At 74.0% G+C, this 26,805-nt stretch carries 22 protein-coding genes; 9 read left to right on the forward strand and 13 right to left on the reverse strand.

The genetic code is table 11. The annotated features are described in order from the left end of the window. Positions 1-397 precede the first annotated feature (397 nt). Positions 398-1,501 (reverse strand): citrate synthase 2, encoded by a 1,104-nt coding sequence (locus tag AB0411_RS31710; protein WP_366420718.1) that lies wholly within the window; start codon positions 1,499-1,501, stop codon positions 398-400. A 408-nt stretch (positions 1,502-1,909) separates the two neighbouring features. On the opposite strand from AB0411_RS31710, the gene pdxH reads away from it, so the two are divergent. Beyond that, positions 1,910-2,599 (forward strand): pyridoxamine 5'-phosphate oxidase, encoded by a 690-nt coding sequence (pdxH, locus tag AB0411_RS31715; RefSeq protein WP_366420719.1) that lies wholly within the window; start codon positions 1,910-1,912, stop codon positions 2,597-2,599. Positions 2,600-3,057: 458 nt separating this feature from the next. Continuing rightward, positions 3,058-4,923, forward strand: a complete 1,866-nt coding sequence (locus AB0411_RS31720) for a PAS domain-containing protein (protein WP_366420720.1) — start codon at positions 3,058-3,060, stop codon at positions 4,921-4,923. A 67-nt stretch (positions 4,924-4,990) separates the two neighbouring features. On the opposite strand, the gene AB0411_RS31725 is transcribed toward AB0411_RS31720, so the two are convergent. Beyond that, positions 4,991-5,758, reverse strand: coding sequence for an SIS domain-containing protein (locus AB0411_RS31725; protein WP_366420721.1), 768 nt, complete (start codon positions 5,756-5,758; stop codon positions 4,991-4,993). 194 nt (positions 5,759-5,952) lie between these two features. On the opposite strand from AB0411_RS31725, the gene AB0411_RS31730 reads away from it, so the two are divergent. Next, positions 5,953-6,645, forward strand: coding sequence for a metal-dependent transcriptional regulator (locus AB0411_RS31730; RefSeq protein ID WP_366420722.1), 693 nt, complete (start codon positions 5,953-5,955; stop codon positions 6,643-6,645). Positions 6,646-7,140: 495 nt separating this feature from the next. After that, on the forward strand, positions 7,141-8,016 hold the full coding sequence (locus AB0411_RS31735; protein ID WP_366420723.1) for an alpha/beta fold hydrolase: 876 nt from the start codon (positions 7,141-7,143) through the stop codon (positions 8,014-8,016). Positions 8,017-8,130: 114 nt separating this feature from the next. Here AB0411_RS31735 and AB0411_RS31740 read toward each other — a convergent pair whose 3' ends face one another. The 3 genes from AB0411_RS31740 to AB0411_RS31750 all read right to left on the reverse strand — a co-directional run bounded on the left by AB0411_RS31740 (position 8,131) and on the right by AB0411_RS31750 (position 11,451). Next, a complete protein-coding gene (locus tag AB0411_RS31740) occupies positions 8,131-9,768 on the reverse strand; it encodes a transporter (RefSeq protein WP_366420724.1) in 1,638 nt (545 codons plus the stop codon). Beyond that, entirely contained in the window at positions 9,765-10,652 is an 888-nt protein-coding gene (locus tag AB0411_RS31745) for an ABC transporter ATP-binding protein (RefSeq protein WP_366420725.1), read from the reverse strand. The genes AB0411_RS31740 and AB0411_RS31745 overlap by 4 nt, the downstream gene beginning before the upstream one ends. A gap of 127 nt (positions 10,653-10,779) precedes the next feature. Next, on the reverse strand, positions 10,780-11,451 hold the full coding sequence (locus tag AB0411_RS31750; protein ID WP_366420726.1) for a bifunctional DNA primase/polymerase: 672 nt from the start codon (positions 11,449-11,451) through the stop codon (positions 10,780-10,782). A gap of 449 nt (positions 11,452-11,900) precedes the next feature. Here AB0411_RS31750 and AB0411_RS31755 point away from each other — a divergent pair, with 449 nt between their 5' ends. Both AB0411_RS31755 and AB0411_RS31760 read left to right on the forward strand, forming a co-directional pair. After that, the gene (locus AB0411_RS31755; RefSeq protein WP_366420727.1) at positions 11,901-13,295 is read left to right on the forward strand and encodes a transcriptional regulator; all 1,395 of its coding nucleotides are present in this window, start codon (positions 11,901-11,903) and stop codon (positions 13,293-13,295) included. Positions 13,296-13,541: 246 nt separating this feature from the next. After that, positions 13,542-15,407 carry a hypothetical protein gene (locus AB0411_RS31760; RefSeq protein ID WP_437044001.1) on the forward strand — a complete coding sequence of 622 codons (1,866 nt, stop codon included), beginning with the start codon at positions 13,542-13,544 and terminating at the stop codon, positions 15,405-15,407. A 60-nt stretch (positions 15,408-15,467) separates the two neighbouring features. Here AB0411_RS31760 and AB0411_RS31765 read toward each other — a convergent pair whose 3' ends face one another. Beyond that, positions 15,468-16,820: an ABC transporter substrate-binding protein gene (locus tag AB0411_RS31765; protein ID WP_366420728.1), complete on the reverse strand. Its 1,353-nt coding sequence runs from the start codon at positions 16,818-16,820 to the stop codon at positions 15,468-15,470. A 117-nt stretch (positions 16,821-16,937) separates the two neighbouring features. Between AB0411_RS31765 and AB0411_RS31770 the strand changes: the two genes are divergently transcribed. Together AB0411_RS31770 and purU are read left to right on the forward strand one after the other, a co-directional pair. Continuing rightward, the gene (locus tag AB0411_RS31770; RefSeq protein WP_366420790.1) at positions 16,938-17,450 is read left to right on the forward strand and encodes an SCO4402 family protein; all 513 of its coding nucleotides are present in this window, start codon (positions 16,938-16,940) and stop codon (positions 17,448-17,450) included. A gap of 32 nt (positions 17,451-17,482) precedes the next feature. Then, positions 17,483-18,373: a formyltetrahydrofolate deformylase gene (purU, locus tag AB0411_RS31775; RefSeq protein WP_366420729.1), complete on the forward strand. Its 891-nt coding sequence runs from the start codon at positions 17,483-17,485 to the stop codon at positions 18,371-18,373. A 185-nt stretch (positions 18,374-18,558) separates the two neighbouring features. Here the strand turns inward: purU and AB0411_RS31780 are convergent, their stop codons facing one another. After that, positions 18,559-19,896 (reverse strand): zf-HC2 domain-containing protein, encoded by a 1,338-nt coding sequence (locus AB0411_RS31780; RefSeq protein WP_366420730.1) that lies wholly within the window; start codon positions 19,894-19,896, stop codon positions 18,559-18,561. Further along, positions 19,893-20,600 carry an RNA polymerase sigma factor gene (locus AB0411_RS31785; protein ID WP_403146803.1) on the reverse strand — a complete coding sequence of 236 codons (708 nt, stop codon included), beginning with the start codon at positions 20,598-20,600 and terminating at the stop codon, positions 19,893-19,895. Before AB0411_RS31785 ends, AB0411_RS31780 begins: the two co-directional genes overlap by 4 nt. Before the next feature lie 471 nt (positions 20,601-21,071). Here AB0411_RS31785 and AB0411_RS31790 point away from each other — a divergent pair, with 471 nt between their 5' ends. Then, a complete protein-coding gene (locus tag AB0411_RS31790; protein ID WP_030087372.1) occupies positions 21,072-21,446 on the forward strand; it encodes an STAS domain-containing protein in 375 nt (124 codons plus the stop codon). A gap of 112 nt (positions 21,447-21,558) precedes the next feature. On the opposite strand, the gene AB0411_RS31795 is transcribed toward AB0411_RS31790, so the two are convergent. The 5 genes from AB0411_RS31795 to AB0411_RS31815 all read right to left on the reverse strand — a co-directional run bounded on the left by AB0411_RS31795 (position 21,559) and on the right by AB0411_RS31815 (position 26,771). After that, positions 21,559-22,800: a sensor histidine kinase gene (locus tag AB0411_RS31795; protein ID WP_403146806.1), complete on the reverse strand. Its 1,242-nt coding sequence runs from the start codon at positions 22,798-22,800 to the stop codon at positions 21,559-21,561. A gap of 116 nt (positions 22,801-22,916) precedes the next feature. Beyond that, a complete protein-coding gene (locus AB0411_RS31800) occupies positions 22,917-23,579 on the reverse strand; it encodes a response regulator transcription factor (protein ID WP_366420731.1) in 663 nt (220 codons plus the stop codon). Positions 23,580-23,914: 335 nt separating this feature from the next. After that, positions 23,915-24,226, reverse strand: a complete 312-nt coding sequence (locus tag AB0411_RS31805) for a hypothetical protein (RefSeq protein ID WP_366420732.1) — start codon at positions 24,224-24,226, stop codon at positions 23,915-23,917. 225 nt (positions 24,227-24,451) lie between these two features. Continuing rightward, positions 24,452-25,666, reverse strand: a complete 1,215-nt coding sequence (locus AB0411_RS31810; protein WP_366420733.1) for a helix-turn-helix domain-containing protein — start codon at positions 25,664-25,666, stop codon at positions 24,452-24,454. A gap of 61 nt (positions 25,667-25,727) precedes the next feature. Then, a complete protein-coding gene (locus tag AB0411_RS31815) occupies positions 25,728-26,771 on the reverse strand; it encodes a hypothetical protein (protein ID WP_366420734.1) in 1,044 nt (347 codons plus the stop codon). Positions 26,772-26,805 lie beyond the last annotated feature (34 nt).

Raw genomic sequence — 26,805 nt, forward strand, 5'->3', positions numbered from 1 at the left:
CAGCGGCACCGCAGCGGACCCGCCCGCCGCAGGCGAAACCCACCGCACCCGGCCCCGCGCAGCGGCACCGCAGCGGACCTGGCCCGCCGCAGGCGAAACCCACCGCACCAGCCCCGCGCAGCGGCACCGCAGCGGACCTGGCCCGCCGCAGGCGAAACCCACCGCACCAGCCCCGCGCAGCGGCACCGCAGCGGACCCGCCCGCCGCAGGCGAAACCCACCGCACCCGGCCCCGCGCAGCGGCACCGCAGCGGACCTGGCCCGCCGCAGGCGCAACCCACCGCACCCGGCCCCGCGCAGCGGCACCGCAGCGGCACCGCGGACCCCGCCCGCCGCAGGCGCAACGGCGAGCAACCCCCACGGCGGGAAAGCCAAAAACGAAGGCAAAGGGGAAGGGCTCAGCGCGACGCAATGTCGGAGTACCCCGCGATGTCCTGCGGGCTCCGCGCCGGGGGGCCCACGTATCGGGCCGACGGCCGGACCAGTCGGCCCGTCCGCTTCTGTTCGAGGATGTGCGCGCTCCATCCCGCCGTGCGGGCGCAGGTGAACATGGAGGTGAACATGTGCGCCGGGACCTCGGCGAAGTCCAGGACGATGGCGGCCCAGAACTCGACGTTGGTGGCGAGTACCCGGTCGGGGCGGCGGCTGCGGAGTTCGTCCAGGGCGGCCTTCTCCAGTGCCTCGGCGACCTCGAAGCGGGGGGCGTTGAGGTCCCGGGCGGTGCGCCGCAGCACCCGTGCCCGCGGGTCCTCGGCACGGTAGACGCGGTGGCCGAAGCCCATCAGCCGTTCGCCCTTGTCGAGGGCCCGCCGGACGTACGCGGTGGCGTCGCCGGACCGTTCGATCTCCTCGATCATGCCGAGGACGCGGGACGGCGCGCCGCCGTGCAGCGGGCCGGACATCGCGCCGACCGCGCCGGACAGCGCGGCCGCCACGTCCGCGCCGGTGGAGGCGATGGACCGGGCGGTGAAGGTGGAGGGGTTCATGCCGTGCTCGGCGGCCGAGGTCCAGTAGGCGTCGACGGCCTTGACGTGCTGGGGGTCGGGCTCCCCGCGCCAGCGCTTCATGAAGCGCTCGACCACGGTCTCCGCCGTGTCGATCTCCTTCTGCGGCACCATCGGCAGGCCCGGCCCGCGCGCCGACTGGGCGACGTACGACAGGGCCATCACCGCGGCCCGGGCGAGGTTGTCACGGGCCGTCGCCTCGTCGATGTCCAGCAGCGGCTGGAGGCCCCAGACGGGCGCGAGCATGGCGAGCGCGGACTGCACATCGACCCGGATGTCGCCGGAGTGCACGGGGATCGGGAACGGCTCGGCGGGCGGCAGACCGGGGTTGAACGCCCCGTCGACCAGCAGCCCCCAGACATTGCCGAAGGACACCTTCCCGACGAGGTCCTCGATGTCGACCCCGCGGTAGCGGAGCGAGCCGCCCTCCTTATCCGGTTCGGCGATCTCCGTCTCGAACGCGATGATTCCCTCGAGTCCGGGTACGAAGTCGGACATCAGGCAGCTCCTCAAGATGGGGACGGCAAACGGTCCGTGACCGGCTGCCGTGCGGTCGAGTCCTAGGTGTGCGGTGCGCGGCCGGTGCGGTTACGCGGCTGCGCCGGGCAGCTCGCGGTCCGTACCGGTCACGCCGGTGATGCCCCGCCAGGGCGTGGGGCACGCGACGGTCTTGCCCCGCGGCGGGTCGGACCACGGGCGGGCCCGTGGGGTGCGCCCTCCAGGCCGGACGGTCACGATAGCTCTCCCCGTGCGGAGCCCACAGTGGGCCGCCTCCTCATTTTGGCGGGTCCCTCACCTGCGGGGAGGCGTGAGACTCCGCACAGGGGGCGATCTGCCGACGGGAGGGTTACGGCAGGTCGACGAGGGGCAGACTTCCGCCCCGCCCGGCTGACCGCGCCGGAGACGATGTTGCAAGATGAGGCCGTGCACCCCGCCGACGCGCCCCATGCCGAGACCCCCGACCCCTCCTCGATGCGTGCGCACTACCGCGCCGAGGGGCTCGTCGAGTCCGACCTCGCCGCCAGCCCCTACGACCAGTTCGCGCGCTGGTTCAAGGACGCGACGGTGGCCGGGCTGCACGAGCCGAACGCCATGGTCGTCTCCACGGCGGACGCCGCCGGCCGGCCGAGCTCGCGGACCGTGCTCCTCAAGGCGTTCGACGACCGCGGCTTCGTGTTCTTCACCAACTACACCAGCCGCAAGGGCCGGGAACTGGCCGAAAATCCGGCCGTCTCGCTGCTGTTCCCGTGGCACCCGCTCGCCCGCCAGGTCGTGGTGAGCGGTACCGCGGAACGCATCGGCCGGGACGAGACCGCCGCCTACTTCCGCACCCGCCCGCACGGCTCCCAGCTCGGAGCCTGGGCCAGCGACCAGTCCGCCCCCGTCGCCTCGCGCGACGAACTGGAGCAGGCCTACGAGGAATTGGCGGCCCGCTACCCGGAGGGCGAGCAGGTGCCGGCGCCGCCGCACTGGGGCGGCTACCGGATCGCCGCCGAGACGATCGAATTCTGGCAGGGCCGCCTCAACCGGCTGCACGACCGGCTGCGGTACGTCCGCGAGAGCGGGGCGTGGCGGGTGGAGCGCCTGGCGCCCTGACGGCGGACGGCACTCGAAGGGCGCGCATCCGGCCCCGGCGGCGGCCCGTCGTGTGCAGAAGCAGATCATGACGGGCGGGGGGCGGATCACGCAGACGACCCGCGGGCTGCTTCCCCCGCGCTCGTGGCGCAGAGGGCCGGTCGGACGAACCGGCAGCCCGCGGGTCGGGTGACTGCTTGGGATTGGCCGGCTGCGCATCTGCAGTATGCGCTGGTCCGGCGCTGCACTTCGGGTGAAGCGACGGGCCGCTAGCCCGCAGCCACCTCACGCGTCCGGTGCGAAATCATCTGCCGAACCACCTCCCTTCTCGTGTGCTCCACACAGTAGGAAGCTGTCCGGCCGCACACAAGGGAATTTCCCGAGAGCAACGATTTCCGCGAATCGGCTGTGTGGTGTGTCACGTTCCAGTTGAATGTTCCCAGGTGGAGCACGTGCGGCCGCGTTCGTGAGGGGTGCCAGTGACTGCTTCGTCAGCTTCTTCTGCGTCGGCGGCGCGCTGCTCCGCCGACGAGACCGAGGACTCCGGTCTGCTCGCCGCGCTCCTGGACGGCATGGACGCCGCCCTCGTCGCCTTCGCCGCGGACGGCACGGTCACCCACTGGAACCACGAGGCCGAACGCATCCTGGGCTGGACCACCACCGAAGCGGTCGGCCGTGCGGGCCTGGCCGGCTGGGCGGTCCGCAAGGAGGACGCGGACGAGATCGACGCCGCCCTCGCGGCCGCCATGCGCTCCCCGGGCCGCCAGGTGCAGGAGTTCGCCCTGCTGACCAAGGACGGCCACCGCGTCCTGGTCCGCACCCAGGCCTCCGCGGTCCGCGGCCCCGGGGGCCGGGTCGCGGGGGTGTACTGCGCCTTCAGCGAGGTGCACACCCAGATGGACCTGGAGCGGTCCATCGCGCTCAGCGAGGCCCTGTTCGAGGACGCGTCGTGGGGCGTGGTGCTGATCGACGCCGACCTGCGGCCCGCCGTCGTCAACGCGCACGCCGCCCGCGCCCTGGGGGTGGGGCGCACCGCCCTGCTGGGCCGTCCCCTGGGCGAGCTGCTGGGGCAGGGCGTCGAGGAGGTGGAGTGCGCCCTGCAGCACGTCCTCGCCGAGGGCGCGCCGCCGGCCGTCGCCGAGCTGTGGGTCACGCTGCGCTCCGAGGAGGCGGAGCTGCCGCGCCGGTGCTGGCGCAGCGGCTTCGTCCGGCTGGCCTCCCCGCTGGCGGAGGAGCCGGTGCCGCTGGGCGTGGCCTGGCTCTTCCAGGACGTCACGGACACCAAGCGCGCCGAGCAGGACGGTTCCCTGCTGCGCTTCCGCGCCCATCAGCTGCACCGGGCCGGCCGGGCGGCCGCGGAGTGCCCCGACCCGGCCGAGGCCGCCGCGGTCCACCTCGACTTCGCCCTCGCGGGCTTCGCCGACCACGGCCTGGTCGACCTCGCCATGCCCCCCGCCCCGAAGCCGTACGGCACGGTTGCCGGGGACGACGTCTATGAGGACGCGTACGGCGGCGAGGCGTACGGCCCCGGTGGTGGGGATGCGTACGGCTCCGGCTACGACGGCCGAGGGGGCGGCGGGTACGGCGTCGGATACGGCGGTGCGGCCGGAGACGAGGAGGCGGTCGGGGACCAGGCCGCGCAGGGTGCCGAGCCGGGCGGGGTGGACGGGGCGGCGTCCGGCGGGCCCGTCGGGGAAGGCGGGGCGGCGTCCGGCGGGGCGGATGGTGCCCGTGCCCCCGACGGCTCCGACGCGCCCGACGGGGCGGGCACGGAGGGTGCGGGCGACGCGGGCGACGCGGCGGACACGACGCATGCCGGGGAGACGGGGGCCACGGGGAGCGCAGGAGACGCGGGGCATGCCGCGGGCGGCGCCGCGCCGTCGGCCGTCGGCCCGGCGGCCTCCGCCTCCGCCCCGGCCGCCCCGTTAGCCCCGTCCGGCGCGGGGGCCGACCGCCGCCGGCAACGGTCCGTGCCGCGGCTGGTGCGGGCGCTGGCCTCGCCGGCCGGCTCCCCGGGGCCCTCGAAGATGTTGCCGGCGACCGGTATCCCCGCGCCGTACGTGCCGGGGCATCCGGCGATCCAGGCGTACGAGCGGCGCGGCTCGGTGCGCAGCAGCGCCGGTCCGGCCTCGCCCGAGGGCTGGGCGGCCGCCCGCAACTGGCCGGACGGCACCGTCCACGGTCTGTGCGTGGTGCTGCGCAGCCGGGGGCGCACGCTCGGCGTCGCGACCTTTCTGCGGGCGCCCGCGCGCCGTCCCTTCGACCGGGCGGACGCGGACTACGCCGAGGAGGTCGCGGCCCGGATCGCCACGGCCCTCGACCTCGCGGGCGCGGCGTCGCTCTGAGCCGGGCCGCCGCTCCGCGGCGGGCGACCGCGCCGCCCCGGACCTCCGCTCCCGGGCCGGCCGCCGCTCACTGCCGGTAGAAGATCCGGTCCGCGTACGCGCTCATCACCCGGGCGTTCCAGTCGTGCCCGCCGTCGACGTTCCCCGAGCGCAGCAGCGGCGGATCGATGCCCCGCTCGGCGAGGGCGCCGGCGGCCGTCGCCACCACGGCCTGCATGATCGCGCTGGTGACGACCGTGGAGGCGGGGGCGAACGGGGCGTCGATGCCCGGCAGCGTCAACTCGGCGTCGCCGACCGGGATCCGGCTGTCCAGCACCAGGTCGCAGTGGTCCTTGAGGAAGCCGCCCGAGGCGTGCCGGGACGTCGTCGCCTCCGCGTACGCCACCGACGTCACCCCGATGACCTTGATGCCGAGGTCGCGGGCGTGCCTCGCCATCTCGACGGGCAGCGCGTTCCGCCCGGAGAGCGAGATGATCACCAGCACATCGCCCGCCTCCAGCGGGCTGGTGTCCAGGACGGCCCCGGCCAGCCCGTCGACCCGCTCCAGGGCGCTGCCGAGGGTCGCGGGCCGGACGTCCACGCCGACCACGCCGGGGACGGACAGCAGATTCATGATCGCCAGGCCGCCGGCGCGGTAGACCGTGTCCTGCGCGGGGAGCGAGGAGTGCCCGGCGCCGAAGGAGAAGACCCGGCCGCCCGCCGCCACGGTGTCCGCGATCAGGTGCCCGGCCGCGGTGATCCGGTCGCCCTCTTCGTCGCGGACCTGCCGCAGCAGGTCGATCGCGGCGTCGAAGAACTTCCCGGCCGGCCGGTCGCTCCGGTCGCTCTGAGCCATGGACGCGGGCCCCTCTCGTCGGATCAGTCGTATCTCGTCGTATCTGATCAGTGGCGCGGATCACGTTGCGGTCTGGACCTGTGCCCTGTCAATACGGCCGTGAGGGTCGCGCGCACCGACGAGGCGGCTCCGTTGTCGGTGGGATGCGTCAGAATTGAGTCCAGGGCCACCGCACCACACATCTAGGGGCACGCATGTCCGGACTGATCGACACCACGGAGATGTATCTCCGCACCATCCTCGAACTGGAAGAGGAGGGTGTGGTCCCCATGCGCGCCCGCATCGCGGAGCGGCTCGAACAGAGCGGCCCGACGGTGAGCCAGACGGTGGCGCGCATGGAGCGAGACGGGCTGCTGACGGTCGCGGGTGACCGGCATCTGGAGCTGACGGAGGAGGGCCGCCGGCTGGCGACCCGGGTGATGCGCAAGCACCGCCTCGCCGAATGCCTGCTCGTCGACGTCATCGGGCTCGAATGGGAGCAGGTGCACGCCGAGGCCTGTCGCTGGGAGCACGTGATGAGCGAGGCGGTCGAGCGCCGCGTCGTGGAACTGCTGCGGCACCCGACGGAGTCGCCGTACGGCAACCCCATCCCGGGGCTGGAGGAGCTCGGCGAGAAGGCCGGGGGCGACCCGTTCCTGGACGCCGGCATGGTGAGCCTGATGGATCTGGACGCCGGGGCCGACGGCAAGACGGCCGTGGTGCGCCGGATCGGCGAGCCGATCCAGGCGGACGCCCAGCTGATGTACACCCTCCGGCGGGCCGGGGTGCAGCCGGGCGCCGTGGTGAGCGTGACGGAGTCGCCGGCCGGGGTGCTGGTCGGCAGCAGCGGCGAGGCCGCCGAGCTGGACTCCGAGATCGCCGCCCATGTGTTTGTCGCCAAGCGCTGAAAGCAGTTTCAGCCGCATTCTTTTCCGCACGTCCGGCGGAATCCTCCCCACGAGCCCGTTGAGCTGCGCCGATGCGCACCTCGGCGGGCTCGGCAAGTTCTTTCCGGTTGAACGGACTTGTGCGAATCCGTGCGATACGGCCGGTCTCGTGTCACCCTGACGCATGGCCATGCATCGGCCTGTCCTGGCCGGGAGGGGGCTCGGATGCATCCATGCCGTACGGAGACGGTCAGGGCCCCGGCGCTGCGAGCAGCCGGGGCCCTGCCTCCCCATGTCCCCCACCCAAGACCCGGAGCCCCGAGCTCCCAGGGTCTTCCCCCACGGGCCCCCTTCCCGGTAGGGCCCGCCTCCCGGCAGATGTCTCCCCGTGGCGGGCGCGGCCAATCCTTGAGTGAGGTCACTCGAACGAGGGGTATTGCGCGCCGTTCCGGCGCGTTCGAATAGGGGTTCGATAGTGTGGAGCTGCTCAAGGGACGATTGGGGGTGCCAGGGCACATGGTGCAGCGCATCGATGTCACAGGAGTCGGCGGCGTAGGCCTCGCCGCCTGGGAATTCACCGACCCGCCCAAGATCGGCGGCGGGCTGGAGGAGAGCGAGCAGCGACCGGGCGTCCTGCTGCTCCACGGCCTCATGGGCCGCGCCTCGCACTGGGCGGCCACCGCGCGCCGCCTGAGCGCGCGCCACCGCCCCGTCGCGCTGGACCAGCGGGGCCACGGCCGCAGCGAGAAGCCCGCCGACGGGCCGTACGACCGCGAGGCGTATGTCGATGACGCCATCGCGGCCGTCGAGCAGCTCGGTCTCGCCCCGGTCGCCCTCGTCGGGCATGCCATGGGCGCCCTGACGGCGTGGCAGTTAGCGGCCCGAAGACCGGATCTGGTCAGTGCGCTGGTCATCTGCGACATGCGGGCCTCGGCGCTCGGGGCGGCCTCGCAGCGCGAGTGGACCGAGTGGTTCCGGTCCTGGCCGGTGCCGTTCGCCACCCTCGCGGACGTCCGCAAGTGGTTCGGTGAGGACGACCCGACCCTGGAGCGGCCCAGACCCGCCCGCGGGGAGTTCTTCGCCGAGGTGATGGCCGAGCGGTCCGACGGCTGGCGCCCCGTCTTCTCCCGCCGGCAGATGCTCACCGCCCGCGAGACCTGGGTCCACGACGCCCATTGGGAAGAACTCGCCCAGGTGTCGTGCCCGTCCCTCGTCGTCCGCGGCCTCGACGCCGAGCTGGGTCGCGCCGAGGCCATGGAGATGGTCCGGGTGCTGCCGCGCGGCGCCTACGCGGAGATCCCCGACGCCGGTCATCTGCTCCCGTGGGAACAGCCCGACGCCTGGTGCGCGGCCATCGAACCGTTCCTCCGCACGGCCACGATGCCCGGCTGATGTGCCCCGAGGCGAGGCCGCAGCCCGTGCTCCCCGGGGTGGGGAGCACGGCGCGTGGCGACCGGCCGCCGTTCCGGCGCGCGGGCGATGCCGCCGCGCGCCGGCTCCGCCGGTTCAGCCCTTGCTGACCGCCGTCAGGATTTCCGGCAGCCGCCCCGCCACCCGGGGCGCCGCCACCCGCAGGCCCAGCTCCGCCACGCCCGCGCCGTAGACCGCGCCCACCGGCAGCAGCACCCACAACAGGTGGTGCAGACCGGCGACGTGCAGCCAGATGGTCAGTCCCAGCAGCGGCGCGCACAGCACGGCGCCCACCGCCACCCCGCCGAAGAGGCTGAACCAGGCGATCGCGCCCTGTCCCGGCGCGACGTTCTTGTTGCCCTCCGAGGGGATCGAGTAGGGGAACAGCGCCGACGACAGTGCCCCGGTCGCCAGCAGCGCACCCAGCACGGCCAGCGAGAGCCCGTAGACCTCCAGGAAGTCCGACCAGGGCCCGATGACGGCGGCGCTGCCGAGGACGACCAGGGTGACGAACGGGACGGCCACCGACGCCAGCGCCAGGGCGCGCGCCCGCAGTTCCTCGTAGGCGTCCCGCGGGGTGGCGATCGTCGAGGCCACCATCCAGAACGCCGAGGTGTCCTGACCGAACTGGTTGTACATCTGCGCCCCGAGCAGTGCGGACGCCGAGAACGACGTATAGATGCTGCCGTTGCCCTGCGCCGCCGAGACGACCGGCACCAGCAGGCCGACGCCGAGCGCGGTCGCCCACGCCATCTTCGACTTGGGGTCGCGCCATGCGTAGCGCAGCGTACGGAGCGCGACCGTGCCGGTCCGCCCGTCCGGCAGCAGGCGCGCGAGCCCGCGTTCCCCCGCGGCGGCCCCGCGCGCACTGTCCTTCTCCACGGCCTGGAGAGTCGAGGAGTCCGGGGCCGTCATCAACGTGGTCAGGGTGCGCTGCCACCACCACAACAGCAGGACCAGCGCCACCGCCGTGAGCGCCAGGCCGGCCAGCGCCCGCCCGTACGCCCCGTGCCCGGCGTCCTCGACGGCGCCGACCGCCGAGGCCGGCGGCACCCAGCGCAGGACCGTGCCCACCGGCTCCAGTACGGACAGGCCGTCCGGCCGGCCCAGCTTCTGGGCGGCGATGTTGACGCCCTGGGCGCCGATGGCGATGAACAGGCCGCTCAGCACGGCGAGATCACGGCCGCGGCGGCTGGTCAGCAGCCGCACCGAGGCGGTCGCGACCGCGCGCGCCAGCGACACGCACACCAGCGTCACCAGGACGACCGCCACCACGCCCACGGCCGCGGCGGCCGCCCCGTGCGCGACCGCGATCACCGAGCCGGTGACCAGCGCGAGGGTGACGAAAGGACCGATGCCGACGAGCGAGGCCACCAGCAGCGACCCGATCAGCGGCCGCGGCCGCAGCGGCAGCATGACCAGCCGGGTCGGGTCGAGGGTCTCGTCGCCGGTGGGGAAGAACAGCGGCAGCGCCGCCCAGCCCAGGGCGAGGATCCCGGTGAGCAGCACGACCAGCGCGCCGGCGTGCGCGGTCCCGCGCAGCGCGATCAGCCCCAGCACCGCGGCCGCGGCGAACAGCAGACCGACGACGACGGACCCGACGTACGCCAGCGCGCGGCCGGTTGACCGGCGCAGGCCGTTGCGCAGCAGTGACAGCTTCAGCCGGACGAAGACACCGGTCAGGGACGGTGCGGCGCCCTGAGGGGCGGCCGCCGGGGCGGCTTCGGTGCTCATCGGGCGCCGCCACCGCCCAGCCAGTCGAGGTCCGCGCCCGCGCCGCGGCCCCGGGCGCCGACGAGTTCGAGGAACGCGTCCTGCAGCGAGGGCGCCGTGCCGCGCACCTCGGCGAGCGGGCCGTCCGCCCGGATCCGCCCGGCCGCTATCACCGCGACCCAGTCGCACAGCGACTCGACCAGCTCCATCACATGGCTGGAGAAGATCACGGTCGCCCCGGAGGCGGTGTAGCGCTCCAGCACGCCGCGGATGGTCTGTGCGGACACCGGGTCGACGCCCTCGAAGGGCTCGTCGAGGAAGAGGACTTCGGGGTTGTGCAGCAGCGCCGCCGCCAGCCCGATCTTCTTGCGCATACCGGTGGAGTAGTCCACCACCAGCTTGTTCCGGGCGCCGGACAGGTCGAGCACGTCCAGCAGCTGCCCGGCCCGCTTGTCGACCTCGCCGCCCGGCAGACCGCGCAACCGCCCCATGTAGCCGAGGAGTTCGCGTCCCGAGAGCCGCTCGAAGAGCCGCAGCCCCTCGGGGAGCACCCCGATGCGGGACTTGACCGACACCGGGTCCCGCCAGACGTCGTGCCCGCCGATCTCGACCAGCCCGGAGTCCGGCCGCAGCAGGCCCGTCACCATGGAGAGGGTGGTGGTCTTGCCGGCGCCGTTGGGGCCGACGAGCCCGATGAAGCGGCCGGCGGGCAGCGTCAGATCGATGCCGTTGACGGCGATCTGGTCGCCGAACCTCTTCCACAGGCCCTGGACGCGTACGGCGGGCGGCCCCGCGAAGGCGTCCTCGCGGGCCGCCGCGGCCGGGCCGCCCGCAGAAGCGGCCGCGCTGTGCGGCGGCGGCGCCGACTCGTCCCGCCGCTCGATGTCTTCCGGCTCGTTCGCCACCGGTGCTGCCCTCCGACGTCCCCGCAGGAGCCGTCCTGACCCCCGTCCGGCCCCACGATACGACCGGGGGACACGGGGCGCCGGGCGGTCGGCGCCCCCAGGGGCAAGGGGAGCGGACGGGTCCGGGTCAGCGTCCCCGTACCGCGACCGCGTCCCGCGCGCAGGCGTACGCGAGCGGGCTGATCAAGTCCTCGGCGTCCGGCAGCCAGCGGTTGCTGGCGGTGGGGCGGCGCGCCCACTGCACCGAGCCGTGCGCCCCCACCCGGGTCGGCGGCGCGGCGATGTACTCCCCCTCGCCGCGGCAGATCAGATCGAGCGCGGCCGGCGCCCAGCCCAGGCTCCGCACCAGCGCCGGGACCTTCACCGAGGCGCCGGGAAGGACGAGGAAGAGCATCCGGCGGCCGGGGGTGCGGGTCACCGGCCCGAGCGGCAGCGCCATCCGCTCCATACGGGCCAGCGCCAGACAGCCCGCGGTCTCGGGGACGTCCAGCGCCTCGAACGACCGGCCCGTCGGCATCAGGATCGAGGCGTGCGGCTGCGTGCTCCACATGCGGCGGACGGTGGTCGCGCTGCCGGTGGCCTGGCCGGCCCAGTCGGGGACGGTGGGGTGCGCGCCGGGCGCTGCGCAGTCACCGGCGTCGCACGAGCAGCGCGGCGTCCGTCCGTCGTGCTCCAGCCATGCGCCCGGGAACACGTCCCAATGCCGTTCCTCCGCGTAACGCACCGCGGTCTCCAACAGCTGCTCGCCGCGCTGCTGGGGGATCTGCGGGGCTCCTGTGACGGTGATGGTCTCTTCCACGCACAGGACAACTCCCGGTGTCACCAAGGGTTACGGCCCGACGGACGCCCCCCGGCGCATCGTTCTCGCACGTGGGGCGCATGGGTGCACCGGTGGGGGCGCGTGTGCGGGCGGGGCCACAGGAGCGGGTAGCCACCTGCGTGACGGGCGGAGAGGCCGCCCGGCGGCAGCCCGCAGTGCACCCGGGGGGAGCCGGGCACGGCGGCGCCGTGATCCGTGCACGGCACCGCGCACCCGCCCTCCTCGGGAACGAGCGCTTCGCACCGAGGATGCTCCGGACAGAGCCCAAAACGCTCACAACCGAGCATCCGCTGCAAAGTGCGTATCACTCCGATCTCTCCTATCGCGCATATCCCGGATCTCTCGGATATCCGGCATATTCACGGGGAATCGATCACGAGGAACGGCGTTCGCCGGTGAACGCGCCGCGGTACACAGGGGGTACAAGCATGGCCGCCAGGCCACTCGTCGCACGGCAGCCCAACGAACGGCTGCAGTCGCTGATCCAGGAAGCCGCCTGTTCCAACGCGGGGCTCGCCCGCCGCGTCAACATGTGCGGCGCGGAGCACGGTCTCGACCTCCGCTACGACAAGACCTCCGTGGCCAGGTGGCTGCGCGGACAGCAGCCGCGGGGCCGGGCGCCGGCCGTCATCGCGGAGGCGCTGGGGCGCAAGCTGGGGCGCACGGTCACCATCGACGAGATCGGGATGGCCGACGGCAAGAACCTCGCGTCCGGGGTGGGGTTGCAGTTCTCGCCGACCGTCCTCGGGGCGATCGAGCAGGTCTGCGAGCTGTGGCGCAGCGATGTCGGGCGGCGCGACTTCCTCAGCGGCTCGACGGTCGCGGCCTCGGCGCTGGTCGAGCCCAGCCGCGACTGGCTGATCACCGGCGCGGACAGCCAGGTCGCCCGGAACGCCGGCGCCCGGGTCGGGATCTCGGACGTCGAGGCGGTGCGCGCGATGACCACGGCGCTCGGCGAACTCGACCACCGCTTCGGCGCCGGGCACGTCCGGCCGGTCGTCGTGCACTACCTCAACAGCGTGGTCTCGGGGCTGCTGGCCGGCTCGTACCGCGAGTCCGTCGGGCGGGAACTCTTCGCCGCCGTCGCGCGGTTGACCGAGCTCGGCGGCTACATGGCCGTCGACACCGGACAGCCCGGCCTCGCCCAGCGCTACTACATCCAGGCGCTGCGGCTGGCCCAGGCGGCCGGGGACCGCGGCTACGGCGGCTATGTCCTGGCCGCGAGCATGAGCCATCTCGCCGCCTCGCTGGGCAACCCCCGGGAGATCGCCCAGCTCGCGCGCGCCGCCCAGGAGGGCGCCCGCGGCCATGTCACCCCGCGTGCGGAGGCGATGTTCTGCGCGGCGGAGGCGCGCGGACACGCCCTGATGGGCGACGGCCGGGCCTTCCAGGCGGTGGCCGGCCGGGCGGTCGCCGCGATGGAGCGCGCCGACGCGACGGCCGAGTCGGGCGACGACCCGGTCTGGATCGCCCACTTCGACCAGGCCTACCTGGCCGACGAACTCGCCCACTGCCACCGGGACCTGGGGCAGCCGGGGCCCGCGGCCCAGCGTGCGCAGGAGGCGCTGGACGGGCACCCGGAGGGCCGGGCGCGGCGGCGGGCCATCGGGCTGCTGCTGCTGGCCGGCTCCCAGGCGCAGCAACGGGAGGTGGAACAGGCCTGCCACACCGGCACCCAGGCGGTGGAGCTGCTGAGCGGGCTGCGTTCGGACCGGGGCGCGGAGTATCTGGAGGACTTCCAGCTGCGCCTGGAGCCCTTCAGGGACGAACCGGTGGTGCGCGAGTTCAGCGCCCGGCTGGACCTGCGGGCCACGGCGGCCTGAGCCGGCCCGCGGAGGTGTGAACTACGCCTCGGGACGGGGCGCGTGGCGGCGGGGCGGGGGCGGTGGGGGGCTTTGTCGCACGGCGTCGGGTTTGTCGTACGGGGCCGGGCGGGCCGCTGGCAGGGCCCGCCCGGTGCGTTGCGGGGGCGGGCGGGGGTGGTGACCAGGCGACGTGGTCGAACGTTGCTGCGACCCGGTAGCGTGCAGCCGACGATTCCGTAGGTCTGCACGTTGGTAGGAGTCACGGTGACGCAGAGCGGACAGGGTCACGACCCGCAGAATTCTGCGGCCGGTCCCGCGCGAGAGGGCATTGTGCTGCCCGCCAACGGTGAGCCGTGGGTGCCCGAGCAGCAGGCCGCGCCGCCGGCCGGCCAGCCGTGGGGCCAGCCCTGGGGCCCCGGCCAGCAGGCCGCCCCCGCCCCCCAGCCGTACGGCGGGGCGCCCGCCCCGCAGCAGGGCTACGGCCAGGGCCAGGGCTACGGCCAGGACCAGGGCTACGCCCCGGAGCAGGCGCCGCACCACCAGACCCAGGCGTCCCAGGCCGGCGTGCCGCAGCAGCCGCAGGGCGGCCAGGGCTTCCCCGCGTCGCCCCAGGGCCCGCCGCCGGCCCCGCCCGTCCCGCCGTCGGCGCCGCAGCAGGCGTCCCCGCAGCAGGGCGCGCCGCTGCCGCCGGCCGAGTCGGCCGCCGAGGCGACGGCGCTGCTGCCGCACGGCGCGGCCGACGGCCAGGGCTCGCCCGGCGCGCTGCCGCCCGAGGGGCAGCAGTACGCCGACGGCCGGCAGTACGGGAACGGCCAGCAGCCCCCGCAGCAGCCGTACGGCCAGCAGGCCCAGCAGCCTCAGCAGGCCCAGCAGCAGTACGGGCAGCAGCCGCAGGACGCGTCCGGCGCGCTGGTGCGGGCCACCCCGCAGACCGGTGCGCCGCTGCCGCCCGCCGCGAGCGACGCGGAGGCCACCGCGCTCATTCCCCCCTTCGGCGCGCAGCCCGGCGGCCCCGGTGCCGCGCCGCTGCCGCCCGAGGCGGCCTCGCGGCCCGAGACGCCCGACGAGTCCACCACCATGCTGCGCGCGATCAAGCCGAACCAGCAGCGGCCGCAGGGCCAGGCCCAGCCGATGCCGCAGCCGCAGTCCGCGCCGATGCCCGGCGCCCAGGGCGCGGGCGACGCCGACGCCACCCAGCTCATCCCGCCGGTCGGTGCCACCGCACCGCCCCCGCCGCCCGGCGCCCCGTACGGCGTGCGTCCCGGCGCGCCCGGCGACCGTCCCACCCCCGCCGAGTTCGACGGCCTGTTCCGCGACGGGCCGGGTGCGCCCGGCCAGGCCGCCGCCCCGGACTCCACCGCGCAGCTGCCGCGCTTCGAGGACCCGGGCCGCCCGCCGTACGGCCGGCAGGCGCCCGGTCAGCCGGGCCAGCAGTTCCCGCCCGGCGGCGGCTACGACCAGCCGGCCCCGTACGACGGCGACGGCGGCGGCCGCCGCCGGCTCGCCCCGGCCGTGATCGTCGGCATCGTCATCGTGGCGCTCGCGGGGGCCGGCCTCGGCCTCGGCTGGGCGCTGAGCGGCGGCAGCAGCGACGACACGGCGAAGAAGCAGGACGCCGGGTCCGGCACCACGAAGGCGGCCAAGAGCCCGGAGGAGCCCAAGCCCTCCGCCGATCCGGCACAGGAGCAGGCCAAGGGCCTGGACGCGCTGCTGGGCGACAGCAACAACAGCCGCGCCTCGGTGATCGGCGCCGTCAACAGCATCAAGACCTGCAGCAACCTCGGCGGCGCGGCCAAGGACCTGCGGGCCGCGGCCGGCCAGCGCAACGACCTGGTGAAGCGGCTGCAGCAGCTGCCCGTCGACAAGATCCCCCAGCACGCCCAGCTGACCGCCGCGCTGACCAAGGCCTGGCAGTCCTCGGCGGCCGCGGACAACCACTACGCGGCCTGGGCCGGCCAGGTCGGCAGCAAGAAGGGCTGCCACAAGGGCAAGGCCCGGCTCAGCAGGCAGACCGCGCAGGGCAACGCGGCCAGCGGCCAGGCCACCACCGCCAAGAGGCAGGCGGCGCAGCTCTGGAACCCGCTCGCCAAGAAGTACGGGCTGACCGAGCGCCGCCCCGAACAGCTCTGAGCAGCCATCGGGGCGGGCGCCACCCGGCCGCCCGCCCCGCCCGCCCGCCGTCCGTGCGGGTCAGCCGTCGTCGGTGCGCCGCCGCTCCAGCGTCTTGGTGACGTTCACGAAGCCGTCCCGGGCGGCGGTCAACTCGCCGTCCCTGACGACCTGGTAGGTCACCATCCCGTTCACGATGCGGGGGAAGTCCTGGACGGCGAGCAGGTCGTCGTCCCGCCAGCGCAGCTTCGGGGTCAGCCCGCCGGTGTCGATGGCCCGGTCGCCGCGGTCCAGCGTCGTCTGCAGGGCGTGCGGGGTGATGTCGTCGACGCCCGCGTCGTCGAGCTGCCCGATCAGGGCGCGCAGCACGGTGTAGGCGATCCAGGTGGTCTGGACGCCCTGGTCGGCCGGGTCGATGCGGTTGTCGTCGAAGGCGAAGTCGTTGATCACCTTGCGCATCGGCTGCCAGCGCGGATCGTGCGCGACCGGGTACCAGCCGGTGATGTCCGCGTCCTCCAGCGGCCCGGCGCTGCCGCCCGTACGGTTCAGCAGCGACTGGCCGACGCTGCCCAGGACGGAGGCGACCCGCACCTTGGGGCTGTCCTCCTGCAGGCGCCGGAACGAGTCGAAGAACGCGTCCGTGTGATCGCCGAGCGAGGCCGTCACACAGGAGCCGGGCGCCTTGCCGCCGTTCGCCGAGGTGCCGTGGACGGCCGGGTCGGCGCCCACGCCGTCCAGCGCGCGGTTCACCGCGGACGAGTAGTCGGTGCCGTCCTCGGGCGCCTTGATGTCCTTGGCCGGGTGCCGACTGCCGCTCTGCAGACCGGAGTTGAGCAGCGACGGCATCTGGTCGCCCTGGATGCTGTCCGGCCGGACCAGCGCCACCCGGCTGCAGTCGCGCGCCAGCTGCCGGCCGTTCCCGGCGAGCAGCGAGGCCTGCCCGCCGTTGACGGGGTAGGACAGCGGGCTCTCGAACTCCTCGTCCGAGGCGCCGTAGCCGCCGATGAAGGGGATGCCCTTGACCTCCAGCGGCGACATGAACGAGCGGCCGAACTGGCTGTACGAGCCAACGACCGCGACGGCGCCCTCGTCCACCGCGCGCTGGGCGCAGTGCGCGGCGGTCACCGAGTCGTTGTGCTCGTTGCAGGTCAGCACCTTCAGGTGATGGCCCCGGATGCCGCCCCGGGAATTGACCCAGCGGGCGTAGGCCTGAGCCATGGCCGGCATACCCGGCATATTGGTCGCCTTGGTGCCGTCGGGGGCCCAGGTCATCACCGTGACCGGGGCCTTGCCCCCGGAGTCCGCCGCTCCGGCGAGCGAGCCGCAGCCCGAGAGCAGGGACGCGAGGACCGCCGTACACACCGCCGCCGAAGCGGCCGGGACCACGGGGGCGGAGGAAAGGGGGCGGGGGAGGGAGCGACGCCGTCCGGTCATGGCACAGCAGCCTTCCGTCCTGCCCGGAACGGGCTGGTGACGAGGAGGCAATGGATGGTGACGCAGAGGTGAACTCCAGGGGGCCGCTTGAGATCATTGGTGAAGAACGTACGATCGATTGCTGTGCAAGGTTCGGAGAAGTCTTCCCGTCGCGGCCGCCGCTCGACCACCATGGGCGGTATGCCACTCAACGACATGCCGTGGTGGCGCTGGCGCAGCAATGTGCGCTCCGCGCTGCACATGCTCTCCGACCCCGCCTTCCAGCAGGAGGCCTGGCTGGCCGGCGTGCCCGGGTACGGGGACGTCACCGACGCCGTCTACCGGCTCGTCGAGGACACCTGGCTGGACAACTGGTCCGCCGAGAAGTACGTCGGCACGATCTTCCGGGACTCCCAGGAGGCCCAGCTCGTCGATGCCGCCGTGCTGCGGGTGCTGAGGATCATGCACCAGGTCGGCGCGGACGCTCCGGTGACCGCGTATATGGAGCACCAGGGCTGGCCGGAGGCCGTACACGCGGCCCGGGAGGCCCATGTGCACCTGGCGACGGCCGACGGCGAGGACCCCGACGCCGCGCCGCGCTCGCTGGAGGTGCTGGCCATCATGACCGGTCAGGCGGACGCCCCGGCCTGACCTGCCCGGCGGGTGTGCGACCCTATGAGGTCATGAGCGAGTCGCAGCCCACCCAGCCCGGTCAGCACGATCGGAACGATCAGTACGTCCTCACCCTGTCGTGCCCGGACAAGCAGGGGATCGTGCACGCCGTCTCCAGCTATCTCTTCATCACCGGCTGCAACATCGAGGACAGCCAGCAGTTCGGCGACCACGACACCGGGCTGTTCTTCATGCGGGTCCACTTCAGCGCGGACGCCTCGGTGAGCGTCGACAAGCTGCGGGCCAGCTTCGCGGCGGTGGGCGATTCCTTCGGCATGGAGTGGCAGATCCACCGGGCCGACGAGAAGATGCGGATCGTCCTGATGGTGTCCAAGTTCGGGCACTGCCTCAACGACCTGCTCTTCCGCTCCCGGATCGGCGCCCTGCCGGTCGAGATCGCGGCCGTGGTCTCCAACCACACGGACTTCGCCGAACTGGTCGGCTCGTACGACATCCCCTTCCACCACATCCCGGTCACCCGCGACACCAAGGCCGAGGCCGAGGCGCAGCTGCTGGAGCTGGTGCGGGCGGAGAACGTCGAGCTGGTGGTGCTCGCCCGCTACATGCAGGTGCTCTCCGACGATCTGTGCAAGGCGCTGTCCGGCCGGATCATCAACATCCACCACTCCTTCCTCCCGAGCTTCAAGGGCGCCAAGCCGTACCACCAGGCGCACGCCCGTGGTGTGAAGCTCATCGGCGCCACCGCGCACTACGTCACCGCGGACCTCGACGAGGGCCCGATCATCGAGCAGGAGGTCGAGCGCGTGGGGCACGACGTCACGCCGGACCAGCTCGTGGCGATCGGCCGGGACGTCGAGTGCCAGGCGCTGGCCCGGGCGGTGAAGTGGCACAGCGAGCGCCGGGTGCTGCTCAACGGCAGCCGGACGGTCGTCTTCGCGTAGGCGCATCGCCCTGCCGCGGCGGAGGGCTTTCCGCCGCGGAATGCCTCCGCCGCGGAATACCCTCCGCACCTCTCGTGTTGTGGCCCCGAGGGGGCGCTCGGACCCCCTACGGGACACGTTCGACCGCCCCCTACTGGCGGGCCTGCCCCCCCCAGAACCCCGCCCCGCCCCGGATCCGTAGAGCCCTAGAGCCGGGACAGCGACGCCGTCGCGAAGAGCACATCACGGATCGCGTCGCGTTCGCCGTTCTGTCCGGCCGCGGCCTCCTCGGGGGAGATGTGGCCCGCGGCCAGCTGGCAGAACTCGGCACTGTCCAGGGCGATATGGGCGACCGTGCGCTCCGGGGTGCCGAGCGCGGCCGGCGAGTCCAGCGCTATGTACCAGTGGCCGCCGCCGTTGCCCTCGACCTCCAGGTGGAGCGTCCGGCCCGGGGCGCCCGCCTCGACCAGCCGCTGCGGCGGCGCGGCCAGCCCGGCCCGCCGGCGGTCGGCCAGCGCACTGGGCAGCAGCCGGGCGGCGAGGTCGACCATCTGGTGGAGGTGCCCGGAAGCCGGGGGCTCGTACGGATAGTCCACCGCCTCCGCGATGTCCCCGGCGTGCACCCAGCACTCGAAGGCGCGGTCCAGGAACGAGTCGCGCAGCGCCAGCCGGAACTCCCCGTACGGCACGGCGAGTTCGGCGACCTTGTCACCGGCGAACGACACCTGTCGTATCAGTGCGTAGCTCTGGTCGCGCCACGGTGCGCGGAGGGCGAGCGGGCTGGGCTCGCCGTCCGGCGTCCGCCAGAACGTTTCCGTACGGATGAGGGGGTCGGGGGTGCCCGGCGGGGCGGCCGTGCCGAGCGGGTCGGGCAGCCCGAGGGCCGTGGCGACCAGGCCGTCCACCGCCATCAGATGCCCCATGACGCCGGCGACGGTGGTCGCCCGCTCGACCGGGCGCTCGCCCTCGAACCAGCGCAGCCGCACCGGTGCGCGCCACTCCGCCTCGCCCATGTCGCGCAGCAGCGCATCCAGCTTGGCGGTCTCCGCGTCGTACGGCGTCGCCCACTCGGGCACCGGGATACGGGCCGGACGGCGGCCGAGGCAGCCCTCCAGCACACGGGAGCGCAGCAGCGGGTCGAGGTCGAGGCTGTCGGCGGGGTGCAGCAGCCCGACGGCATCGCGCAGCCGCAGTGCTTCGTCCGCGCACGAGGCGCAGTCGGTCAGATGGGCCTCGACCGCGGCCGTCTCCTCGGCGGAGCAGGCCGACAGGGCCCAGGCGCCGAGCAGCGACTTGAGGACCTTGTGCGGCGGGGCGGGCGCCGACGAGGGGAGGGGTACGGGCGCGGGCAGCTCGGTCACGGGCTCGGCTTCCGGTTCGCGGGGGCCGCCGCCGGTGTCCTGCACCGGGTCGCGGACGGGGGCCGGCTGGGCGTCCGGGAGCGGGCCGAGGTCCTCGGCCGCGGTGCGCGGTGACGGTATGCGCGGGCGTTCGCCGGGGCTGCTGGGGAGTTCGTGGTCGTCCCACTCGTCCGGGCCGTTCACCGCGACCACCCATGGCCCGGGCCGCCGGGCGGTGCGGAGGTCCCCTGGCCGGTGTGCTGGGTGTGCGACGGGCGCGGCCCGCGGGGAGTGTGCGGCGCACGGGGCGCGCCGGGGGCGGAGCGCGGGGCGGGTGCCGTGCGGTGGGCGGGCGGCAGGGCCTGGTGGTTGTGGGCGGTGGACAGCAGCTGCAGGCCCAGGCGGAGCCGGCGCCGGGCCTCGTCCTCCGTGACGCCGAGGTCGGCGGCGGTCTGGCGGTAGTCCCGGCGCTGGAAGTACGCCAGCTCCAGGGCGGCCCGCAGGGGCGCGGGCATGGACGTGACGATGAAGTCGGCGCGGGCGGCGGTGGACGCCTCGCGGATCTTCTCCTCTATTTCGGCGGGCGCGGGGGCGTCGGGTCCGCAGTCGCGGGCCGAGGCCGCCTCCGTCTGGCGCAGTCGCTGGACGGCCTGGTGGCGGGTGATGCCGGCGACCCAGGAGCGCAGCGGGCCCTGCTTGGGGTCGTAGGAATCCGGGTGTTCCCAGATGTAGCCGAACACCTCGCGGGTGACGCGGTCGGCGGCGTCCTCGTCGTCCAGGACGCGGTAGGCGAGGCTGTGCACGAGGGAGGCGAAGCGGTCGTAGAGCTCGCCCAGCGCCGCCGCCTCGCCGTGGGCGAGCCGCTGCTGCATCCGCCTGTCCCACCGCGGTGGGGCGTCGTGTCCCATCGGATCCCCATCCCTGCCCGTCGCCTCCGGGCGCACACCTCGGCCGTCACTCCTGCACCTGCACCTGCACCTGTCCGGGCCTGTGTGCACTCTCACAGACCCGCCGTGCCCTCGAATGTAATGCGAGGGTCCGACAACGCACGCGCCTTTGCGGCAAACCGATCCCCGCGGGGTACGGGGATGGTAAAGCCCTGACGGGCCGGTGCCCGCGCTTTGTGGCGATAATGCCCGATCGCAGTGGATCGATGCGGATCGTTCCTGCTCACATAGGGCCATGTGTTATCCGTGTGTGACCGGATGTCGGCCAAGAGCTGAGCCCGCCGGGGCATAGCCTTAGGCGGACGGCCTGTTGTGCCAAGGATTCGGAAGAGTTTCAGGGGAGAGGGGCCGGGCAGTCGAGGCGGGGAAGGGTGAGTTCCGGATACCGCCGCGGTTCATCCGGTACGAAAGCGAGCGAAAGGCTTCGAGCGCGTGTCGTTGAAGGTGGCAGAGGACGAAAAGGGCCCATGGGCCGTGCTCCAGGTGTCCGGTGAGATGGACCTGGTCACCTCACCTGCGGTGCGCCAGCACGTGCACGACGCGGTGGCGGACGGCCGGAGATCTCTGGTGCTCGACCTCTCCGAGGTGCGGTTCTGCGATTCCAGCGGCGTCGGCGTGCTGATCGCCGCCCGCCGGCTCATGCGCTCCTGTCAGGGGCGGCTGCGGCTGATCCTCCCCGCCCAGGGCGCCGTGGACGGCTCGCACGTCAACCGTGTGCTGGCCGCGCTGGGCGTACGCCGGCTCTTCGAGGTCTACCCGGACCTGCGCACCGCCGTCGACGAGGCCGCCGCACCGCTCTCCGCCTGACACTTCCGGGACCCGCCCTCCGGGACACCCCCGCCGGGACCTGCCTCCGGCCAGGCTCCCCGGGGCCGGACCCGCCCCTGCCGGGACACCCCGGCCTTCCGGCCCGCTCGCCTCACCCCGCCCCGTAGGGGAACTCCGCCCGTACGACGAAGCCGCCGTCGGAGGTGCGCCGCGCCTCCAGCGTCCCGCCGAGGCTCTGGGCGCGCTCGCGCAGCCCCACCAGCCCGTGTCCGCCTCCGGGAAGCGCGGGGACCGGAGCCGTCGCGTCCGGCGGTCCGTTGCGTATCTCCACCCGCAGCCCGTGCGCCGCACGGCCCTCCTCGGCCGCCTCCACGCCGTTCGCACCGTCCGGCCCCTCCGCACCGTGGATTCCGTCCGCACCCCGGACCGTGTCCACCGGGTCCACCCGCACCCGGACCCGCGCCCCCGGCGCATGCTTGCGGATGTTGGTGAGCGCCTCCTGGACCGTGCGGAAGGCCGCCCGCTCCACCGTCTTCGCGCCGTTCGCCCCGCCGCCGGCCACCGCGCCGCGCTCGTACGTCACATCCAGCGCGCTCATCTCGATCAGCCGCGGCAGCTCCTCCAAGTCCGGCTGGGGTGCCAGGTCGCGGGCCTCCGCCTCGCCGCCGTCCGCCCGCAGCACGCCCACCATGTGCCGCAGCTCCTCCAGTGTCCGCACGGACAGTTCCCGGATCGTCCTGGCGCCCGCTCGCGCCTCCGCGTCGTCGGTGCTGACCTGCACCGCCCCCGCCTGCAGGCTGATCAGGCTGACCTGATGGGCCACCACGTCGTGCATCTCACGGGCGAGCCGGGCGCGTTCGGTGGTCTTGACCCGGTCCGCGAGCAGCCGGTCCTCCCGGCGCAGACTGCGGGTCAGGTCCGCGACCCGGGAGGCCAGTTCCCTGCGGGTGCGCACCAGCAGGCCCAGGGCGATGGGCGCGGCCGAGGTGACGCTGGCGTCGATCAGCACCAGGGTGTTCTCCCGGTACGCGGTGAGTTCGAAGTCGGAGATCGGATACGGCAGGAAGTGCGCGGCGATCAGCAGCAGCGCACAGCCGACGAGCCGCGCCCGGCCGGGCCGGCGGGCGGCCAGGGTGTAGAGCGCGATCATCGGCGCGAACCAGATGTAGCCGATGTAGAGCCCGGGAAGGGTGAAGAGGAAGACGAGGAGGGGGAAGCGCCGGCGCACCAGCAGGGCGGCCGCGGCCCCCATCGAGACGCCCACTTCGAGGTCGAGGTCGACGCCGTTGACCAGCATCGCGTCGGCGATCGCGAGCAGCACCGGGACCGCCAGCGGGGCGACCTTGTACCGCAGCCACCGCACCCACGCCGCGCGCGCCGGCGTCCGCCGCACCCCGGCGCCGCGCGCCGTCGCGCCCCCGGCGGGCGTCCGTGGGCCGCGTCGTCCGCCGTCCCCGCCGCCGGCAGGCGTCCGCGGGTCGCCCCGTCTGCCGCCCCCGCCGCCGGCGCTCACCACGCCCCCCGCGGGTCGCCCGTCACCAGGCCCGCACGGTCGGCGACGATGGCCGCCTGGATGCGGTTGATCCCGCCCAACTTCCCCAGCAGGGCGCGCACATGGTCCTTGACCGTACTGGGGGCGAGTCCCATCCGGTCGGCTATCTGGGCGTTGCCCAGTCCCTCCCCGAGCAGGGCGAGCACCTGCGACTCCCGCGGGGTCAGCCCGTTCACCGCCCGGTTCGCGGAGGCCTGGTCCTCGGCGGTCAGATAGCCCCCGATCACCGCACGGGTGACACCGGGGTCGAGCACGCTGCCGCCCGCCGCCAGCGTCCGCACGGCCCGTACGAGCTGTTCCGGATCGGAGTCCTTGAGCAGGAACCCGGCCGCCCCCTCGCGCAGCGCCGCCGTCAGGTACTCCTGGGCGTCGAAGGTGGTCAGCATCGCCACCGCGGGCGGTTCCGGGGCGGCACGCAGCCGGCGCAGTACGGTCAGCCCGTCCACGTCCGGCATCCGGATGTCCAGCAGCACGACGTCGGCCGCACAGCGCAGCACGGTCTCCACGGCATCGGCGCCGCTGCAGTCCGCGACCATCTCGATGTCCGGGGCGGTCCCCAGGATCATCCGCAGTCCGGACCTGACCAGCCGCTCGTCGTCCACCACAGCGACACGGATCACCGGCCGCCCCTTTCTCCTTCGCACCACCCGAGCTTGCGGAACCGCCCTGCGCCGCGCGATTCCGTTTCCCTGTCACCCGGGACCGCCCTGCGGCGGACCCACACCCCCGCCGAGCGGCGGGGGTGAGCCCGCGACCTCTGGAGGATGCCGCGGGGAAGTCCCCACGGGCAGAGTTGTTCACATGCTGCACCACTGAAGAGGCCACAAGCCCAGGACGCGTTGCAGTTCACATCGGCGGCCGCCGCGACCCCCACACGCGGCGGCCGCTTCGCGCGTGCGGGGGCGGTTCGGAGGGGGATCTCCCCCGCACGCGGCGGAAGCCACCTGGCGTCCCCTCAAAAGCCCTGGTCAGACGGCTCTTCGCCGCATCCGGGGCGCGCGCCACGGCTCTGTGCGACGCGCAGCACGTCGCGCAGCGCCGCACTGAGCTGGGCCGACAAAAACCGCAACTGCCGCGAGTCCACCGACGGATCGTCGATCAGAACCCGGGCGTGCTCCAGTAGCCCGGCGCCCATCCTGAGTTGCAGCGCCTCGACCTGATCGGCCCGCTCCGAAAGAAGGCTGTCGTCCCGGTCCGTGAGGAGATAGCAGGGTTTGCCGTCCGGACCGGCCCAGGGGAGCAGCCGCGGGGTGGGGGGTGTGCTCATCGGGCGGCCTCCGCTTGTGCGTTCCGCGGGGGCGTGCGGAGGGGACCGCGGACGGGGGGAACGTCGGGCACGTGGACCTGCTTTCGCGGGGTGGCGCGGCCCCGGCCCGCTCGCGGTGGCTGCCGGGGGCCGTCGTTTCTGACGGCGCGGCCACGCTAGGGAAGGGCCCGCGCCCCCGACAGTGACGCGCTGTGCCACTTTCCGCCCCTGCTGGGACGCCCTGTCCTACCCGTCGAGATCGAGGCGGTCGGCCAGTTCCGTGAGGGGCGAGGCGCGCCGTCGTTCGCGGTGGCGGAGGTCGGCCACCAGGCGTCGGCTCGTGGAGTGGTAGCGCATCCACTCCGGGGCGGTGCGCTCGGCGGTCAGCAGTGCCTGGAGCGCGCCGTCGTCCTTGTGCAGGTCGGCGAAGGCCAGGGCCCGGTCGACGTGGAAGCGCGCACGCCATGTCGGGGGCAGCGCGTGCAGCTCGGGCACGGTGCGCGCGGTGCGCAGTGCCCCGGCGCTGTCCTCCATCTCCACCAGGAAGTTGACCCTGGCCACGCCGACGTTCGTGGGGCCGAACGGCGTCGCGTAGTCGAGCCGGTCCGTGCCGATGCCGGCCGCGGCCGCGCTCGCCATCGCGAGCAGGTCCCGTACGGTGTCGCGCCGCTCCAGACGGACCGCGGCCGTTGCCGCACGCAGCAGCAGGACGCCCCACAGGGCCAGTTCGAGCGGTGGGGAGCGGAACCCGGGCTCGATGCGTTCGGCGGCGCTCAGCGCGACGCGTTCGGCGTCGGCCAGCCGCCCCTGCTTGGTCAGCACCCAGGCAAGGCTGGAGAAGCCGACGGTCTCCAGGTGGGGGTCGTCCCCCTTGGCCGCCGCGGCCATCGACCGTTCCAGGGCGGTGAAGGCGGCGTCCTCCTTGCCCAGCGCCGTCAGCGTCGTGGCGGCGACCTGGTAGGCCTCGGCCAGCACCGAGTGGGCCGCGGCGGCCTCGGCGCCGGTGGTGGCGCGGGCGGCGGCCTTGGCGTCCCTGATCAACTGCGGTAGCAGCGCGCCGATTTCGGCCATCCGCCCGTCACGGCGGATGCGTTCCGTCGACCGCAGGGAGGCTCGCAGCGCCGCGATGCCCGGCGGATCCTCGGGGTCCGGATCGTCGCCCAGTAGGTCGGACACCGGCGAGACGGCCTGGCGCAGCGCCAGGACGGAGGGCTGCTCGCCCTCGGTGCGCGCCTCGAAGGTGGCGGGCTGCCCGACGAGGGCGGACGGCTCCACGTCCAGGGCTCTGGCCAGCGCGTTGAGCGTGGTCAGCCGCGCCGTGCGGCGTACGCCCTGTTCGAGCTTGCGGACGATGTCGACGCACAGGCCCGCCCGTTCGGCGAGGGCCTCCTGCGTCAGCTTCCGGCGTGCGCGCAGCCGCGCGATGCGCTCACCGATGCCGGGTTCCTCGGACAACTCCATGGCCACCCCCGCGAGAAGGACGTAGCGACCACGCTACGCCCGTGCGCCACGGCCCCGCCCCCTACAACCCCCCGCCCCGCCCCACCGCCGCCGCCCGGGCCCCCTCCGTGCGGAGGCCGGTGTACGGGGCGGAGCCGCGGGTGGTGGTCAGGACGACGACCGAGGTCATGGCTGCCAGGGCGTAGGCGGTCGTGACCAGGGACAGGGCGCCCTCGGGGGTCTCGAAGGAGCGGTTGAAGAAGTCCGTGACGGTCAGCATGACGACCGTCCGCACCGTCATGTAGAGCTCCAGCGCGGCGAACACCATGAGCGCCCCGCGCACGTCCCGTCGGCCGCGGAAGGCCAGTACGCCCAGGATCAGGAGCACGAGCACCGATCCGACGGTGGTGAACTCGCCGGGCGCGGCCAGATCGAGGGTGCCGAGGAGCGAACCGTCGACGACCCCGCGCAGATAGCGGCCCGCGTCGACCTCGGGGGCCGTCACGGTGAGGACCGTCCAGCCGATGCGCGCCAGGCTCATCAGCAGGAACAGCACCCCGCAGATCCGGGACGAGCGGAGCCGCCAGCCGTCCGGGCCGGCCGTCCCGGGGGCGGACCGGTGCCCGCCCCGGCGCTCGGTGGCCGGGAAGAGCGCGAAGAGGACGACCAGCGCCACCACCAGCCCCAGTCCGCGGGTGGCGAGCACCCACCCGCCCAGCGGGTCGTGGCTGTACTGGGCGCGGTAGGCGGCGTCGAAGAGGCCCACGCCCTCCCGGAGGGAGACGGTGAGCAGGACGAATCCGGTCAGCAGCGCCGCGGAGCGCGCCACCCGGCGCCGGGCCAGCGCCAGCCCGGCGATCACCAGGAACCCGACGGCGAAGGCCCATTCGTACGGGCCGAGGATCTGGGTCGCGGGGGAGGCGCCCGGGTTGAACAGGCCCTCCAGGAAGTCCCAGACGCTGCCGTCCCCTTGGGCGAGGCCGTAGAGCGTCCAGGCGACCAGGACGCCGGAGTAGAGGGCCAGGGACAGCGCGGTCGCGAGGTAGGCGCCGCCGTGTTCCGCGGCGGCCCGGCCGGGATCGGCGTCCGGGCGGACGTCCACCGTTCCACCGTCCTGCATCACCATGACCGACCCCCGATCCGCCTCTCGTAGCCGCCGT

Origin of the sequence: Streptomyces angustmyceticus (assembly GCF_040701845.1) — a bacterium.
Classification (GTDB): Bacteria; Actinomycetota; Actinomycetes; order Streptomycetales; family Streptomycetaceae; genus Streptomyces; species Streptomyces angustmyceticus_A.